The sequence below is a fragment of the Pseudomonadota bacterium genome, from assembly GCA_016719885.1.
Taxonomy (GTDB): Bacteria; Pseudomonadota; Gammaproteobacteria.
Window position 1 is genome coordinate 184126 of sequence record JADJYF010000010.1, and the last position, 16262, is coordinate 200387.

Annotated in this window: 17 protein-coding genes; 2 read left to right on the forward strand and 15 right to left on the reverse strand. The window is 67.2% G+C overall.

Annotation, left to right across the window (positions count from 1 at the left end; all coding sequences use genetic code 11):
• Positions 1–10 precede the first annotated feature (10 nt).
• The gene (gene secB / locus IPM80_11785; GenBank protein ID MBK8959088.1) at positions 11–505 is read right to left on the reverse strand and encodes a protein-export chaperone SecB; all 495 of its coding nucleotides are present in this window, start codon (positions 503–505) and stop codon (positions 11–13) included.
• A 60-nt stretch (positions 506–565) separates the two neighbouring features.
• Complete coding sequence (locus tag IPM80_11790; protein ID MBK8959089.1) at positions 566–979, reverse strand: rhodanese-like domain-containing protein; 414 nt, start codon at positions 977–979, stop codon at positions 566–568.
• Between the two features lie 139 nt (positions 980–1118).
• On the opposite strand from IPM80_11790, the gene IPM80_11795 reads away from it, so the two are divergent.
• Positions 1119–2690, forward strand: a complete 1572-nt coding sequence (locus IPM80_11795) for a 2,3-bisphosphoglycerate-independent phosphoglycerate mutase (protein MBK8959090.1) — start codon at positions 1119–1121, stop codon at positions 2688–2690.
• 153 nt (positions 2691–2843) lie between these two features.
• Complete coding sequence (locus IPM80_11800) at positions 2844–4286, forward strand: S41 family peptidase (protein ID MBK8959091.1); 1443 nt, start codon at positions 2844–2846, stop codon at positions 4284–4286.
• Positions 4287–4376: 90 nt separating this feature from the next.
• On the opposite strand, the gene ubiB is transcribed toward IPM80_11800, so the two are convergent.
• From ubiB to IPM80_11865, 13 genes are all read right to left on the reverse strand, one after another.
• Positions 4377–6059, reverse strand: a complete 1683-nt coding sequence (ubiB, locus tag IPM80_11805; GenBank protein MBK8959092.1) for a ubiquinone biosynthesis regulatory protein kinase UbiB — start codon at positions 6057–6059, stop codon at positions 4377–4379.
• Complete coding sequence (locus IPM80_11810) at positions 6056–6709, reverse strand: SCP2 sterol-binding domain-containing protein (GenBank protein MBK8959093.1); 654 nt, start codon at positions 6707–6709, stop codon at positions 6056–6058. The genes ubiB and IPM80_11810 overlap by 4 nt, the downstream gene beginning before the upstream one ends.
• A 1-nt stretch (position 6710) precedes the next feature.
• Entirely contained in the window at positions 6711–7481 is a 771-nt protein-coding gene (locus IPM80_11815) for a class I SAM-dependent methyltransferase (GenBank protein MBK8959094.1), read from the reverse strand.
• A gap of 2 nt (positions 7482–7483) precedes the next feature.
• On the reverse strand, positions 7484–7852 hold the full coding sequence (locus IPM80_11820; GenBank protein ID MBK8959095.1) for a DUF971 domain-containing protein: 369 nt from the start codon (positions 7850–7852) through the stop codon (positions 7484–7486).
• A 1-nt stretch (position 7853) separates the two neighbouring features.
• Complete coding sequence (hslU, locus tag IPM80_11825) at positions 7854–9179, reverse strand: ATP-dependent protease ATPase subunit HslU (protein MBK8959096.1); 1326 nt, start codon at positions 9177–9179, stop codon at positions 7854–7856.
• Positions 9180–9195: 16 nt separating this feature from the next.
• On the reverse strand, positions 9196–9750 hold the full coding sequence (gene hslV, locus IPM80_11830) for an ATP-dependent protease subunit HslV (protein MBK8959097.1): 555 nt from the start codon (positions 9748–9750) through the stop codon (positions 9196–9198).
• Positions 9751–9787: 37 nt separating this feature from the next.
• Entirely contained in the window at positions 9788–10720 is a 933-nt protein-coding gene (xerC, locus tag IPM80_11835) for a tyrosine recombinase XerC (protein ID MBK8959098.1), read from the reverse strand.
• On the reverse strand, positions 10693–11397 hold the full coding sequence (locus IPM80_11840; GenBank protein ID MBK8959099.1) for a DUF484 family protein: 705 nt from the start codon (positions 11395–11397) through the stop codon (positions 10693–10695). The genes xerC and IPM80_11840 overlap by 28 nt, the downstream gene beginning before the upstream one ends.
• A complete protein-coding gene (gene dapF, locus IPM80_11845) occupies positions 11394–12227 on the reverse strand; it encodes a diaminopimelate epimerase (protein ID MBK8959100.1) in 834 nt (277 codons plus the stop codon). The genes IPM80_11840 and dapF overlap by 4 nt, the downstream gene beginning before the upstream one ends.
• Positions 12228–12263: 36 nt before the next feature.
• Positions 12264–13178 (reverse strand): TraB/GumN family protein, encoded by a 915-nt coding sequence (locus IPM80_11850; GenBank protein ID MBK8959101.1) that lies wholly within the window; start codon positions 13176–13178, stop codon positions 12264–12266.
• The gene (gene nagZ / locus IPM80_11855) at positions 13165–14226 is read right to left on the reverse strand and encodes a beta-N-acetylhexosaminidase (protein MBK8959102.1); all 1062 of its coding nucleotides are present in this window, start codon (positions 14224–14226) and stop codon (positions 13165–13167) included. The genes IPM80_11850 and nagZ overlap by 14 nt, the downstream gene beginning before the upstream one ends.
• 69 nt (positions 14227–14295) lie before the next feature.
• Positions 14296–15093 carry an ABC transporter permease gene (locus IPM80_11860; protein MBK8959103.1) on the reverse strand — a complete coding sequence of 266 codons (798 nt, stop codon included), beginning with the start codon at positions 15091–15093 and terminating at the stop codon, positions 14296–14298.
• A complete protein-coding gene (locus tag IPM80_11865; protein ID MBK8959104.1) occupies positions 15090–16019 on the reverse strand; it encodes an ABC transporter permease in 930 nt (309 codons plus the stop codon). The genes IPM80_11860 and IPM80_11865 overlap by 4 nt, the downstream gene beginning before the upstream one ends.
• Positions 16020–16262: the final 243 nt, after the last annotated feature.

The following is a 16262-nucleotide window of genomic DNA, read 5'->3' on the forward strand; positions in this document are numbered from 1 at the left end:
CCGCCCGCGCCTAGTGCGCGGCGCCTTGCGGACTGTTGTTGCCGGCCATGCGCCGTTGCAGTTCCTGCGCGTACAGGATCTCGAAATTGACCGGCGCCAGCAGCAGCTGCGGGAAGCCGCCCTTGGTCACGAGATCGCAGATCGCTTCGCGTGCGAAGGGGAACAGGGTGTTCGGGCAGGCGGTCGCGAGAATCGCGCCCAGGTGCTCTTCGGGAAAGCCGCGGATGGTGAAGATGCCCGCCTGCTGCACTTCGACCAGGTACACCGTGCGCTCTTCCTGGCGCACCTTGACCGTCACCGTCAGCACCACCTCGTGGTTCTCGGCATCCAGTGCGGTGGTGCGATTGGCGAAATGCACATCGGCCGTGGGGTTCAGTTCGCCGGTGAAGACCGCCGGCGAGTTGGGCGCCTCGAACGAGACGTCCTTCACATATATCTTCTGGATCGCGAGCTGGCCGGTGATTGCCTGTTGGCCTGCCGCCTGCGCGTTATTGTCGTCCGCCATGACTGTCGGGCTCCCGTGCGTGAATAGGAATGAGGAAATGGATGTCCGGGCGGCCGGCGATTAGCCGACCGCGATCGGCAGGTTCTCGGCGCGCCACGCGCCTATGCCGCCTTTCAGCGCATGCACCTGGGCAAAGCCCTGCAGCTTGAGTTCGCGCGCCGCCTGGCCAGCGAGGTTACCGCTCATGCAGCACACGATGATCGGCTTGTCGCCGAGCTTCTTGAGCTTCTCGCCGACCTTGGGCAGGTCGGCCAGTGGAAAGTGCACCGCGTCGATGATGTGACCGGCGGCGAAATCCTCGGCGCTGCGGATGTCGACCACCACCGCGCCTTCGCGATTGATCAGGGACACCGCCTCCTGGGCCGGGATGCCGCCAACGGAGGTGATGGTGTTGGCCACCAGGAGTCCGAGCAGCACTGAAAATGCTGTGACCAGCATCCAGTGGTTCAAGGCGAATTCGCTCAAATGTTGCATGGTGATGAAGACGGATGCGGGTGAGGGCCGAGGGTAAAACCGTGTGTCGCGCGACGGTCGGCGCGTGGCCGTATGATACACTCAAACCCTGCTTCCGGAATCGACAAACCCGTTCAATAACAACGCCCGAAACAGCACGATGCCGTACGCCAAACACCCTGTCATGTTGATCGTCCTCGACGGTTGGGGCCACAGCGAGGACCCGCAGTACAACGCCATCCACAGCGCGCGCACGCCGGTCTGGGATGAACTGTGGTCGCGCTGCCCGCACGGCCTCATCCGCTGTTCCGGCACCGATGTTGGCCTGCCGGATCAGCAGATGGGCAATTCCGAAGTCGGGCACATGCACATCGGCGCCGGGCGTTTGATCGACCAGGACTTCTCGCGCATCGGCAAGGCCATCGCCAGCGGCGAATTCGCGCGCAACCCGGTACTGGCCGGCGCCTGCGCCAAGGCTGCCCGCACCGATCGCGCCGTGCATATCATGGGGCTCGCCTCGCCGGGCGGCGTGCACAGTCACGAAGACCACATGCTCGCGCTGATGGATCTCGCCCACGCCCAGGGCGTGAAGCGCGTCTACGTGCACGCCTTTCTCGATGGTCGCGACACCCCGCCGCAGAGCGCGGCCGCCACCCTCGCGCGTCTCGATGAGCATGCCCGCGCGCTCGGCAACGCGCGCGTGGCGTCCATCATCGGCCGCTACTTCGCCATGGACCGCAACAACAAGTGGGAGCGTGTCGCGCCAGCCTACGAACTGCTGGTCAATGGTCGCGCCGCGCACAGCGCGGCCGATGCCGCCAGCGCTTTGCAGGCCGCCTACGCACGCAACGAGACGGACGAATTCGTCGCCGCCACCGTGATCGAGTCGGCCGCCGCGCCCCATCACGAAATCGCCGATGGCGACGTGGTGATTTTCGCCAACTTCCGCGCCGATCGCGCCCGCCAGTTGACCAGCGCCATGACCAGCGCGAACTTCGACAACTTCCCGCGCTCGCGCGTGCCCGCCCTCGGCGAGTTCGTGTGCATGACCAACTACAGCGAAGCGTTCGAATTGCCGGTGGCCTTCGACGCCAGCGACCTGGTCAACACCTTCGGCGCGGTGCTGGAGCAGCACGGCCTGCGCCAGCTGCGCATCGCCGAAACCGAGAAATACGCCCACGTCACGTTCTTCTTCAACGGCGGCGAAGAGAAGGTATTCGAGGGCGAAGACCGCATCCTGGTGCCGTCGCCCAATGTCGCGACCTACGATCTCGACCCCGCCATGAGCGCCGCCGAAGTGACGGACAAGCTGGTCGAAGCGCTGCACAGCGAAACCTACGACGCCATCATCTGCAATTTCGCCAATGCCGACATGGTCGGGCATACCGGCAACTTCGAAGCCACCGTGCAATGTATAGAAGTGCTGGACGCGTGCCTGGGGCGCGTGCTGGCCGCCGCTCGCGCCCACGGCGTGGACGTGCTCATCACCGCCGACCACGGCAATGCCGAGAAGATGCGCGAGCATGATCACGGCACGCTGAGTCCGCATACCGCGCACACCAGCAACGTGGTGCCGCTGGTCTACGTCGGACGCGCCGCCGAAATGGCCGACGACGGCAGCCTCGCCGACGTCGCGCCGACCATGCTGGCGCTGATGGGCATCGACATTCCGCGCGAAATGACCGGCCATGCGCTGGTGGCGCTTAAAGCGGGCGCACAGAACGCTGCTTGAAGTCCTCGTGTACCGCGCGTCGTTCGACGCGCGGCGCGGCGCTCTATCCCCTCAGCCGCGCTGCCGGTATGCTGCAAAGTCGCCGTGGCGGGCCGGAACTCGGCCCACGCCTGGCTCTCATACCGACGAACGAACCATGAGTGACCACCCTCCATGTTGAAGTCCATCGCGCGCCGCGCCTTCCTTCCGCTGGCGTTCACCGCCTTCGTCAGTCTGGGCGCAGTCGCGGATGACGGTGGCAAGAGCGCGCCCGCCGCGCCCGACGCGACACCGGGCGTCGCGCCCGAGCAAAGCGAAGACAGCAACACCGGCAAAGCGACGGCAACCGCGGTCGAGCCGATCCCGGTGGACGACATCCGCGTGCTGGTGGAGGTGCTGCACAAGATCAAGAGCGACTACGTCGAAGCCATCGACGACAAGACCCTCATCGAGAACGCCATGCGCGGCATGCTGTCCGGTCTCGATCCGCATTCGGCCTATCTCGATGCCGACGACTACACGGACCTGCAGGAAGGCACCTCCGGCGAATTCGGCGGTCTCGGCATCGAGGTCGGCATGGAGGAAGGCTTCGTCAAGGTCATCTCGCCGATCGACGACACGCCGGCGCAGCAGGCCGGCGTGCAGGCCGGCGACACTATCATCAAGCTCGACGACACGCTCGTGAAGGGCATGTCGATCAACGATGCGGTGAAGAAGATGCGCGGCAAGCCGGGCAGCGACATCACGCTCACCATCCTGCGCGAAGGCGAACAGAAGCCGCTGACCTTCAAGCTGACGCGGGCGCTTATCAAGGTGGCGAGCGTGCGCAGCCGCCTGCTCGAACCCGGCTATGGCTACATCCGCGTGTCGCAGTTCCAGGCCGCCACCGGCGAAGATGTCATCAAGCAGCTCGGCGAGTTGAAAGCCAAGTCGGGCGACAAGCTCAACGGTCTCATTCTCGATCTGCGCAACAACCCCGGCGGCATCCTGGGCGCGGCGGTGTCGATTTCCGACGCCTTCCTCGAGTCCGGCAAGATCGTCTACACCGATGGCCGCGTGGCGGATTCCAAGCTCGAGTTCTCGGCCAAGCCGCCGGATATGCTGAACGGCGCGCCGTTGATCGTGCTGATCAACGAAGGTTCGGCCTCGGCCTCGGAAATCGTCGCCGGCGCGCTGCAGGATCGCGGCCGCGCGCTGATCATGGGGCGCCGCAGCTTCGGCAAGGGCTCTGTGCAAACCATTCTGCCGATGAACAATCGCTCGGCCCTGAAGCTCACCACCGCGCGTTACTTCACGCCCAACGGCCGCTCCATCCAGGCCGAGGGCATCAAGCCCGACATCGTCATCGACAAGGTCAAGGTCTCGTCGATCAAGAGCGCCGGCGCCGACACCATCAAGGAAGCCGATCTCAGCCGCCATCTCGCCAATCCCGTCACCGACAAGGGCAAGGCCGCGCCGGCCGAAGCGGCCAACGGCGGCAAGCAAAGCAATGGCGACAAGGACGACGACGCCGACAAGGGGCCGTTGGCCGAGCGCGACTACGAACTCTACGAGGCATTCAACATGCTGAAGGGCATGGTGATGTTGAACAGCAAGCGCAACGTCGCCGCGCCTTGAAAGTTGCTTGCAGGTGCGAAGTCATGCGCACCTGCGTTTCGACAGTGTGCGAATGAATTCGCACCTACAGGGCAATCGCGAGACCTAGGCTCAGCGGCCTTTCCGCGGGCCGCGCTTCACGGCGACGAACGCGGCTATCGCGCCCAGCGCGCCGATCAGCCACACACCGAGCGGCAAGGGGCCGACCGGCGTCGTGGCCGAACCCTTCACCGACAACAGGATGGCCGCGCACACCACGCAGCCCACGCCCACCAGCGCCAGCGTGATGCGACGCTGCAGGCGCTGGATCTCGAGGCGGATCTCGTCGAGCTTGGGGTCGGTGGTCTGCACCTTGAGCCGCCCGCTCTTCAACTGGTCCAGCACTTCCACCGTCAGCATCGGCAGCTCCGGCAGGCGGTCCACCCAGTGCGGCACGCTGGCCTTGAAGGCGCCGAACAGGCGTCGCACACCGACCCGCTCCATCATGAACTTTTCGAGTGACGGCCGCGCCGCGCGCCACAGGTCGAGTTCCGGATACAGCTGGCGGCCGATGCCTTCGACATTGACCATGGTTTTCTGCAACAGCAAGAGCTGCGGCAGGATTTCCATCTCGAAGCGCTGCGCGGTCTGGAACAGGCGCAGCAACAGGTTGCCGACCGAAATATCCTTCATCGGCCGGTCGAAGATCGGCTCGCACACCGCGCGGATCGCGAATTCGAATTCATCCACGCGCGTGTCGCGCGGCACCCAGCCGGATTCGACGTGCAGTTCCGCCACGCGCCGGTAATTGCGGTCGAGAAAGGCCGAGAAGTTCTCGGCCAGGTAACGCTGATCGAATTCGCTCAGGGAACCCATGATGCCGAAGTCGACCGGCGCGTAACGTGGCCCTTCACCGTGCTCGCCCGGCAGGATGAACAGGTTGCCGGGATGCACGTCGGCGTGAAAGAAGTGATCGCGAAACACCTGGGTGAAGAAGATCTCAACGCCGCGCTCGGCCAGCATCTTCAGATCGACGCCGGCGCGTCGCAGGCCGTCGACATCGCCGATGTGCAGCCCCGACACGCGCTCCATCACCAGCACGTTCTCGCGCGTGTGATCCCAGTAGACCTCCGGCACATACATGCTTTCGGAGCCGGCGAAGTTGCGCTTCAGCTGCGAACAGTTGGCCGCTTCGCGCATCATGTCGAGTTCGTCGAGCAGGGTCTTTTCGAACTCCGCCACCACCACCCTCGGCTTCAACAGCCGGCCGCGCGACCACAGTCGCTCGGCGGCGTCGGCCAGGAGGTACATGAGCTTGATGTCCTTGGCGATGGTGCTGCGCAGATTCGGCCGCACCACTTTCACGATCACTTCGCGGCCGTCGAGCAGTCGCGCGCAATGCACCTGCGCGATCGAGGCCGAAGCCAGCGGCGTTTCATCGAAGGTCGCGAACACGCGGTCGAGCTTGTGACCGTAGGCGCGCTCGACGATGGCACGCGCCTGGTTGCCGGGGAACGGCGGCACGTGGTCCTGCAGCTTGGCCAGCTCGTTGGCGAACTCGTCGTTCAACAGGTCGCGACGCGTCGACAGGATCTGGCCGAATTTCACGAACAGGGGCCCGAGATCCTCGAGCACCGCACGCAGGCGCTGCGCGCGCGGCAGGTAGTGGCGACGCCCCCAGTTCCACGGCAGGAGATAGAGAATGAAACCGAAGGGCGCGAACATCGGCATCGAGAAAATGATTTCGTCGAAGCCGTGCTTGATCAGCACGCGCTGGATGGCGATGACGCGCAGAAACTGCGGAACGAGGATCATGAACTCGGTCCGCGCTCGCCCAGCCGCTTGATGCGCGCCTCGAGACGATCGACGTCATCGGCGAGCGTGAACACCGCGCGCCCGAACTGCTCGAGATCCTGGCGGCTCACCACCATGCGGCTCTCGTGCTTGAGGAAATCCGCGGAGTCGCGCTCGAGCTTGGCCAAGGCCTGTCTGCCGAACGCGAACACCGCGCGCGCCGCGCGACCGACCTGGTGCGCCGGCACGTCGCCGATGGAGCGCGACAACAATTCTTCCCAGTCGATGCTGAGTTCGGCCAGCAAGGCCTGCACCTGTTGCGCGACGGCGAGGTCGCCCGCGATCTCGATACGCCCCGCGCCCAGCGAATCACCGCGGCGGCTGGCGCGCGCATAGGCCAGGAAATCCGCCACGCGGCCGCTGACCTTGACCGCCACCGCGCCGTCGTGGCGACGCTTGAGCTTGACGCCGTTGGCGCCCGGCAGCGCGTAAGCGCTGCGCGCGCTGTCACGCAAGGCCAGTTCGATCACGCAGCCCTCGAGCGCCGCGAGGCGCGCGGCGGTGTCGGGATTGCTGTTGAGCAGCCGCGACAAGGCCAACGACAGTGCGTCCTCGATACGCGACAGCAAGGGGTCGACGTAATCCTTGGCGTCGCGTGCCTGGCCGCTCATGTCAAAACTTCCAGCCGACGTGCACGGCGACGATGCCCGCCAGCAGGTTGTAGTAACGCACGTCCTCGAAGCCGGCGCGCTCCATCATGAATTTCAGCGCCTCCTGGTCGGGATGCACGCGTATCGATTCGGCGAGATAGCGGTAGCTGTCGCCGTCGCCCGCCACCCACTGGCCGAGACGCGGCAAGGCCTGGAAGGAATAAAAGTCGTAGGCACGTGACAAGAGCGGCGTCTTGACCGTGGAAAATTCCAGCACCGCCACGCGGCCGCCCGGGCGCAGCACGCGCGCGATCTCGGCGAGGGCCAGGTCCTTGTGCGTGACATTGCGCAGGCCGAAACCCATGGTCACGCGGTCGATGCTGTTACTCGCGAACGGCAAGGCCTCGGCATTGCCCTGCACGTATTCGAGGCCCTCGACCAGGCCGGCGTCGAGCGCGCGGTCGCGGCCGCGCCACAGCATCTGGGCGTTGATGTCGCTGACCAGCACGCGGTTCTGGCCGGGAAAACGCTTGACCAGCAGGCGCGCGATGTCGCCGGTGCCACCGGCCAGGTCCAGCACCACGTGGCCGGGCCTGAGCTTCAACAGGTCGACCGCGAAGCGCTTCCACAGGCGGTGCAGACCGGCCGACATCAGGTCGTTCATGAGGTCGTAACGCGGACTCACCGCGTCGAACACGCGCTTGACGCGCGCGGTCTTGGCCGCGACCGGCACGCGCTCGAAGCCGAACTGGGTCTCGTCCTGGTGGTTATCGGACGGCGGTGTGTCGGCCACCTTCAGCCGCCCTCGCCCTTGCGTTCGATGCCGGCCGCCGCCAGCGCGGCGAGGTACTTGCGCCAATACTCGGCGTGGCGCGCACCGAGTTCGTAGAGGTAATCCCAGGTGTACAGGCCCGTATCGTGGCCGTCGTCGAACACCAGCTTGACGGCGTAATTGCCGACCGCCTCGATGTCGCGGATGTTGACCTGCTCCTTGCCGGTCTGCAGCACCGCCTGCTCGGGGCTGTGGCCGCGCACCTCGGCCGACGGCGAATGCACGCGCAGGTACTCGCAGGTCAATTCGAAGCGCCGGCCGTCGTCGAAGCTTACCTCCAGCTTGCGCGACTGCTGGTGGAGCTTGATGTCGACGGGGAAGTGGCTGGCCATGTCAGAGGATGTACTTGGCGAGGTTGTCGTCCGCCACCAGGCGTCCGATGTGACGGTTGACGTAGTCGGCATCGATCACGAGCGCCTGGCCGTCGAGGCCAGGCGCGGTGAAGGACACCGCCTCCAGCAGCTTCTCCATGACGGTGTACAGGCGCCGCGCGCCGATGTTCTCGCTGCGCTCGTTGATGGCGCAGGCGATCTCGGCAAGGCGCGCCACGCCATCGGCGGTGAAATCGAGCGCGACGTTTTCGGTCGCGAGCAGGGCCTTGTACTGGCGCGTCAAGGAGGCGTCGGGCTCGGTCAGGATGCGCACGAAATCCTCGACGGTGAGCGGCGCGAGTTCGACACGGTTGGGCAGCCGGCCCTGCAGTTCGGGAATGAGATCGGACGGCTTGGCGAAATGAAAAGCGCCGCTCGCGATGAACAGTACGTGATCGGTCTTGACCATGCCGTGCTTGGTGCTGATTGAGCAGCCCTCGACCAACGGCAGCAGGTCGCGCTGCACGCCTTCGCGCGAGACGTCGGGCCCGTGGCTGTCGGAACGTCGCGCGACCTTGTCGATTTCATCCAGGAACACGATGCCGTTCTGCTCGAGGTTGTCGAGCGCGCGGGCACGGATGTCCTCTTCGTTGATGAGCTTGGCGGCCTCTTCCTCGACCAACAGCTTGCGCGCGTTCGCGATCTGCACGCGGCGGCTGCGCTTGCGGCCTTGTCCCAGGTTCTGGAACATGCCACGCAGCTGGTTGGTCATTTCCTCCATGCCGGGCGGCGCCATGATCTCGACGCCGCTGACGGCGGCGTTCACCTCGATCTCGATTTCCTTGTCTTCGAGCTTGCCCTCGCGCAGCATCTTGCGAAAGCGCTGACGGGTGGCCGATTGGTCTTCCGGCGCGCTCTCGCCGAAGGTGCGCGGGCCCGGCAGCAGCACGTCGAGTATGCGTTCCTCGGCGGCGTCCTCGGCCTGGCCGCGGAATTGCGCCATGGCGCTTTCGCGTTCCATGTTGACGGCGATGTCGGCGAGGTCGCGAATGATCGAATCGACGTCGCGCCCGACGTAACCGACCTCGGTGAACTTGGTCGCTTCAATCTTGATGAAAGGCGCACCGGCGAGGCGCGCCAGGCGCCGCGCAATCTCGGTCTTGCCGACCCCGGTAGGCCCGATCATGAGAATGTTCTTGGGCGTGATCTCGTTGCGCAGCACGGGTTCGACCTGCGCGCGCCGCCAGCGATTGCGCAGCGCGATGGCCACCGCGCGCTTGGCGTCGGCCTGGCCGACGATGTGCTTGTCGAGCTGCTCGACGATTTCCTGCGGAGTGAGATTGCTCATGCCCATGGTGTCGAGCTCAACCGGTCAAGGCTTCGATGGTGATATGGCCATTGGTGTAGACGCAGATCTCGCCGGCGATGGCGAGGCCGCGACGCACGATGGTCTCGGGATCGAGGGTGGTTTCGGCCAGCAGCGCACGCGCCGCGGCACGCGCGAAATTGCCGCCGGAGCCTATCGCGATGATGTCGTGCTCGGGTTCGATGACATCGCCGGTGCCGGTGATGATCAGCGAATGATCACGATTGGCCACCGCCAGCATCGCTTCGAGTCGCCGCAGCATGCGATCGGTGCGCCAGTCCTTGGCCAATTCCACCGCCGCGCGCAACAGGTTGCCGCGATGTTCCTCGAGCTTGCCTTCGAAGCGTTCGAACAGCGTGAAGGCATCGGCGGTGCCGCCGGCAAAGCCGGCGATGACCTGGTCCTGGTAGAGGCGGCGCACCTTGCGCGCATTGCCTTTCAGGATGGTGTCACCCATCGACACCTGGCCGTCACCACCGATGACGACATCACGTCCGCGGCGGACAGACAGAATGGTAGTACCGTGCAACACGACAGAAGATTGATTCGACATGGGCCTCGGATTGTACACGATGGCCCGCGCCCGCCGGCTATCCGGAGCGCTTGCGGGCGCGCGGATGGGCCTCGTCGTAGACCTTGGCCAGGCGCTGAAAATCGAGGTGGGTGTAGATCTGGGTGGTGGAAATGTTGGCGTGGCCGAGCAGCTCCTGCACCGCGCGCAGATCGCCCGACGACTCCAAAAGGTGGGACGCAAACGAATGGCGCAGCATGTGCGGATACAACTTGATGTCGATGCCATGGGCGAGACACCAGTGCGCGAGCCGGTTCTGCACGCCGCGCGTGGTCAGGCGCTGGCCACGATGGTTGACGAATAGCGCCGGCTCGTCGCCGCGCAGCAGTGTCGCGCGGGCCGCGAGCCAGGCCGTGAGCCGCTCGCGGGCGTGCCGGCCGACCGGCACCACGCGCTGCTTGCGGCCCTTGCCCAGCACGCGCGCCTCGTGGTTGCGCAGATCCAGATCGGCCAGGTTGAGCCCCACCAGTTCCGATACGCGCAGACCACAGGAATACAGCGTCTCCCACATCGCCTGGTCGCGCAGCGCCAGCACGCTGTCGGTGTCCTGCTCCAGCACGCGGGTGACCTGGTCGACGTCGAGCGCGCGCGGCAAACGGCGCGGCGACTTCGGCGCGCGCAGGCCCTGGGCCGGATTGACCGTCACCTCGCCGCGCGCGGCGAGATGCCGGAACCAGGCGCGCAGGGCAGACAATGCGCGCGCCAGCGAGGTGCCGCCGGCGCCGGCGCGATGGCGCGCGGCGATGTAGGCGCGCAGGCAGTGGATGTCGATTTCGCCCCAGTCGGCGATGGCCTGGCTGTCGGCCCAGGCCAGGAACTGTTCGAGGTCGCGCCGGTAGGCGGCCAGCGTATGGGGCGAGCGCCCGGCCAGCGTGCGCAGGAAATCGGCGAGCGCGGCGCGGCGTGCGGCCGCCGCCGCCTCGTTCAGACCTGGGTCTTGCGTTTCACCCACGGTGCGATGAGCAGCGTCGTGACTTCGCGCAGGTAGTCGAGCAGTTCGGTGCCCATGTCGGCCGAGTAACGGCGGGCGTCATGGCTGGCGCACACGATGACGCCGTCCCAGCCCTGTCCGAGCAGCGGCATGACCACCGCCGAGCCTTTGAAGCTGGCATCGAAGGCCTCGCGCTGGTCGTCTTCCAGCACGCCGCAGGCCGAGCAGCGCGAGCCCAGCACCGGCGCGAACGCGCTGCGCGCCGCTGCGTCGGCGCCGACGAAGGGCGCGAGATGCTCGGACGCCGCCGAATCGGCAAAGATCAGGCATTCCACGCGCTCGGCGCCAAAATCGGCAATCAGTCCGCGTTCCAGGCACGCGAAGATCGCCTGCGGCCCGACCGCGTTCATGAGGCTCAGCACCAGGGTGTGAATCTTGCGCGTCAGCTGCTCGTTGTGCCGCGCATGGCGGATGAGCTCGTCGAGCTGCTTCTTCTGGCGGGCATTCTCCTCGCGCAGTACCCCGACCTGGCGTTCGACCAGGGACACCGTCGCACCCGTTTCGTGGGGAATCGCGAGTTCGCGCAGCAGCTCGGGATGCTGCGCCAGGAAGCCCGGATGGCGCCGCAGGTAGTCGGCGACGTCGTCGGCGTCAACGGGCGCCGACGACGGCGTTTCCGGCTGGCTGGGCGAGGTCATATTTCCATGCTTCCTTCAAATACGAATGTGGCGGGGCCGGTCATCCACAGCGAATGCTCGCGCTGACCGTCCCAGGCGATGGTGAGCTCGCCGCCGGCCAAGGACACGCGCACCGTGGCGTCGAGGCGGCGCCATCTTCGGCCGACCGCCACCGCCGCGCAAGCACCGGTGCCACAGGCCAGGGTCTCGCCGGCGCCGCGTTCGAACACCCGCAGGCGGATGTGATCGGGGCCCATGACCTGCATGAAGCCGACGTTGACGCGACGCGGGAACAGGACGTGGTCCTGCAGCAGCGCGCCGAGCGCGGCGACCGGCGCGTCATCGCTGGACGCCACTTCGAACACCGCGTGGGGATTGCCCATCGATACCGCGCCGAATTCCAGTGCCTGGCCGTCGAAGATCAAGCCGTAGCGCTCGGCCTCGGCGTCCACCGCGAGCGGAATGTCGGCCGGCGCGAAGCGCGGCGCGCCCATGTCGACCCGCACCTGGCCATCGGCCAGGAGCGCCAGTTCGAACACCTCGCGGCCGATCTCGACCAGCACCTTGCCGGCCGCCGCTTCACCGCGCCGCTCGAGGTAGCGCGCCACGCAGCGCACGCCGTTACCGCAATGTTCGGCGCTCGAACCATCGGCGTTGTAGACACGGTAGCGCACCGCGGCGTCCGCCGAATCGGGGTTCTCGAGCGACAGCAGCTGGTCGCAGCCGATGCCGAAGCGACGATCGGCGAGCTGCGCAATCTGCGCCGGGCCGAGATTGAATTGACGCTCGCGTTGATCGAGCAGCACGAAATCGTTGCCGAGCCCGTGCATTTTGACGAAGGGGATCTTCACGTTCTTGTCTCGCCGACGGCGCCGTGCCGTGCGCGCTCAGTATAGCGCCTCGACCCGGTAACCCTGTCGTTCGAGCAGCTGCAACACGCCGCGCGGCCCGGGCAGATGCAAGGCGCCGACGGCGATGAAGGCATGACCGGCCGCGAGCAGCGGCGCCATGCGCTCGGCCATGCGCGCGTTACGCTCGTAGAGCAGCTTGTCCATGAAGGCCTGCTTGCCGGCGCTGTCATAGCGCTCCGCTTGTTCGACCAGCGCCGCCAGGTCGCGCGCCACGTAGGCCTCGACCATCTCGTCGAGCTCGCGCTGGAAAGTCTCGTAGTGACAGGTCACTTCACGCAGCATGTCGACCTGGTCGGCCTCCGGCACGTTTTCGAACACCGCGAGCTGTTCGTCGACGCTTTCCAGCCCCACCACCTGCTTGCCGGCGCCTTGCGCCGCGGCCATCAGCTCGAGATCCAGCGGCTGGGCGCCGCCGCCGGCCGGCATGCTGAGCGTGGTGAAGGCGGCCCACGGTTTCATGGTCTGGGCGAGGGTCGGCGGCACGCCGTAGTCACCGAGATGCCGCGCGACGCTCGCAAACAACGGCGCGCCCACCACCTCGGACAACTGGCGACCGTCGCCATAGAACATCGCGACACCGAGCTTGTGCATGGCCGGCGCGTCGAGCACCACTTCCAGCGCGAACACACGGGCGGCGTCGAACTGCGGCGCGGCCACCTCGCGCATGTGCATCACGCGCGGTTCGGCGACGTGCATGGTGCCGAGCACGTAGCTGTCGCCCGCGGCGGCGCCACTGACCCGCCACAACAGGCCCTGGCCATGCACGATGGCGGCACGCTCGACGGGCGCCGCGCGCGCGAGCGGCGCGCATGCCAGCTCGTCGGCGGCGACCTCCGCCAGCCCTGCCCACAACAGCAGCGCGAGCGGCAGCAGGCGATCACGCCAGCACATTGTTGTCGCCGAGATCGAATTCCGGATCGGGATCGAGACTACGCACGCGCGCGACGGTCGCCTGCCAGTCGGCGTCGGTCTGCAACTCGGTGAGTGCCGGTGGCGCGCCACGACCATGCATGCGCATGAGGCGCACCTGGGTTTGCGGATAGGGCTCGACCGGCAGGCTGTCGATGACCTCGATGGCGCCCGCGCGGTGGTTGCATATCAACAGCACGTCGCAGCCGGCGGCCAGCGCCTGGCGCGCGCGTTCGGCATAGCTCGCGCCGAGATCGGCGCCGGCCATGCTGAGGTCGTCGCTGAACACCGCGCCGGTGAAGCCCATGTCCTTGCGCAACACGTCCTTGATCCAGTACGACGAGTAGCCGGCCACCGCGCGGTCGACCTTGGGATAGAGCACGTGCGCGGTCATGATGCCTTCGATGCCGGCCGCCACCGCCGCGCGGAACGGCACGAGATCATGCTGTTCGAGATCGAAAAAATCGCGCTCGTCGACCGGTAGCTCGTGATGCGAATCGGCCGCCACGCAGCCGTGCCCCGGGAAATGCTTGCCGACCGCCGCCATGCCGACGCGATGCAGGGCCGCGATGTAGGTCCGCGCCAGCCTTGCCACCACCGGCGGCGAGGCGCTGAACGCGCGGTCGCCGATCACCGCGCTGCGCGGCGTGAACAGGTCCAGCACCGGCGCGAAACTGAAATCGACGCCGACCGCGCGCAATTCGCTGGCCATCAGCCACGCGCAATCGGCGGCGCGCGCCAGCGCGGCCTTGGCATCGCGTTCGTGCAGCTCGCCGAGGCGCGCGAGCGGCGGCAAGGCCGAGAACCCGTCGCGGAAGCGCTGCACGCGCCCGCCCTCCTGGTCGACCGCGATCACGAGCTTGGGCTCGCGCAGGGCGTGGATGGACTGGGTCAGCGCCTGCACCTGCGCCGGGTTCTCGTAATTGCGCGCGAACAGGATCACGCCGCCGACCAGCGGATGGCGCAGCAATTCGCGGTCGGCCGGCGTCAGCGACGTGCCGTCGATATCGATCATCAAGGGTCCGAGCATGGCTGTGGTCCGGCGCTGGGTGCGTTGGCAGGTTGGCGAGGGGGGCAAGTGTAACGCGACGCGCGGCGGCTAATGACGTTGCGGCGCGAGGCGGTCGCGCAATCCGTCGCCGAGCAGGTTGATGGCCACCACCAAGCTGGCGAGGGCCAGGCCCGGCGCGATCACCAGGTGCGGCGCGACCAGCACGTAGCGCGCACCGTCGCGAATCATGCTGCCCCACGAGGGCGTGGGCGGCTGCACGCCGAGGCCGAGAAACGACAGGCCGGCTTCGGCCACGATCACCGCGGCCGCGGCAAAGCTCGCTTCGACGATGAGCGGGCCGGCCACCAGCGGCAGCACATGGCGCAGCACGATGCGCAGCGGCGTGACGCCCAGCGCGTGGGCCACCTGCACATGATCACCTTGCTTGACGCTCAAGGTCTGGGCGCGCGCCAGGCGCGCGAAGCCCACCCAGCCGACCGCGCTCAGCGCAATCATCACGTTGGCGATGCCGGGCCCGAGCACGCCGGCCAGCGCAATGGCGAGCAGGATGCCGGGAAAAGCCAGGAACACGTCGGTCACGCGCAGCACCAGCGCGTCGACCAGGCCGCCCCACCACGCCGCCAACAGGCCGAGGGCGGTGCCGAGCAGCGCGGTGACCGCCACCACCACGCTCGCCACCTCCAGCGAGACCCGCGCGCCGGCGGCGAGACGCGCCAGCACCGAACGGCCGAGATCGTCGCGGCCCAGCAGCGCGTCGGCGCCGGGCGGCGCGAGTATGCCCGGCAGCGAGACGAGGTCCGCGGCCGGCGGCCACAGGCTGCACAGCACCGCCACCAGCAGCCAGCCGGTGGCGATGAGGCAGGCCAGGCGCAGCCCGATATTCATGATGCGCTGGCGATGCGCGGATCGAGGCGCGGGTAGGCGAAGTCGACCAGGGTGTTGAGCACGATGTAGGTCAGCGCAATCAGCAGCACCGCGCCCTGCACCACCGGGTAATCGCGGCGCGCGATGGCATCGACCAAGAGCTGGCCGAGGCCCGGCCAGTTGAACACCGTCTCGGTCACCACCGCGCCGCCCAGCAGCGCGCCGAGCTGCAAGGCCAGCACCGTCACCACCGGCAGCGCCGCGTTGCGACACACGTGCCCGAGCACCACCGCCCGTTCGCCGAGACCGCGTGCGCGCGCCGCCTGCACATGCGGCAGCCGCAGGGCGTCGAGCATGGCGGCGCGGGTCATGCGCGTCAGCACCGCCGCCAGGCCGCTGGCCAGGGTCACGGCGGGCAGCACCAGGCCGGCGCCGTGTTCGGCACCGCCGACCGGCAGCCAGCGCAGCTGCACGGCGAAGGCGATGATCAGCAGTGGCCCCAGCACGAAGCTCGGCAAGGACATGCCGAGTACCGCCACCACGCTGGCGACGCTGTCCCAGGCCCGGCCGACACGCAACGCGGCCAGCACGCCCAGCGGCACGCCGACCGCCACCGCCAGCAGCAGCGCGGCGACGGCCAGCAGCGCGGTGTAGACGAAATGCGCGCTCAGCAATTCCAGCACCGGCACGCCGCTGACCAGCGACACGCCGAGGTCGCCGTGCAGCACGCCGCGCACGAAGTGCCACCATTGTTCGAGCAAGGGCAGGTCGAGACCCAGGCGATTGCGCAGCGCGAGCCTGTCGGCGGCCGCCGCGTATTCGCCCAGCATCACGTCGACCGGATCGCCGGGCACGCAATGGAGCAGCAGGAAAACCATGGACGACACGCCGAGCGCGACGCCCGCCGCGCCCGCGAGTCGCGATACGAGGATGCGTAGCTCGAACATAGGCGCGCCTACTGTAGCGTCCGCGCGCGATGCTCGCGAGCCGTGGCGGCGTCGTGGCCACGCATCGCTCGTGTAGAATCCCGACCGTGGCACGCTTCGAATTCCATCAGGATCCCCCGCCGCCGGAAGGCATCGAAAGAGCCGAGCGCGTGCTCAACCTGGTGGTGCGCTGCTTCGGCCTGGTGCTGATGGTGGTGGGATTGATCGTGGCGCTCAGCGTGATCTTCAGCGCCTGGTCGCTGT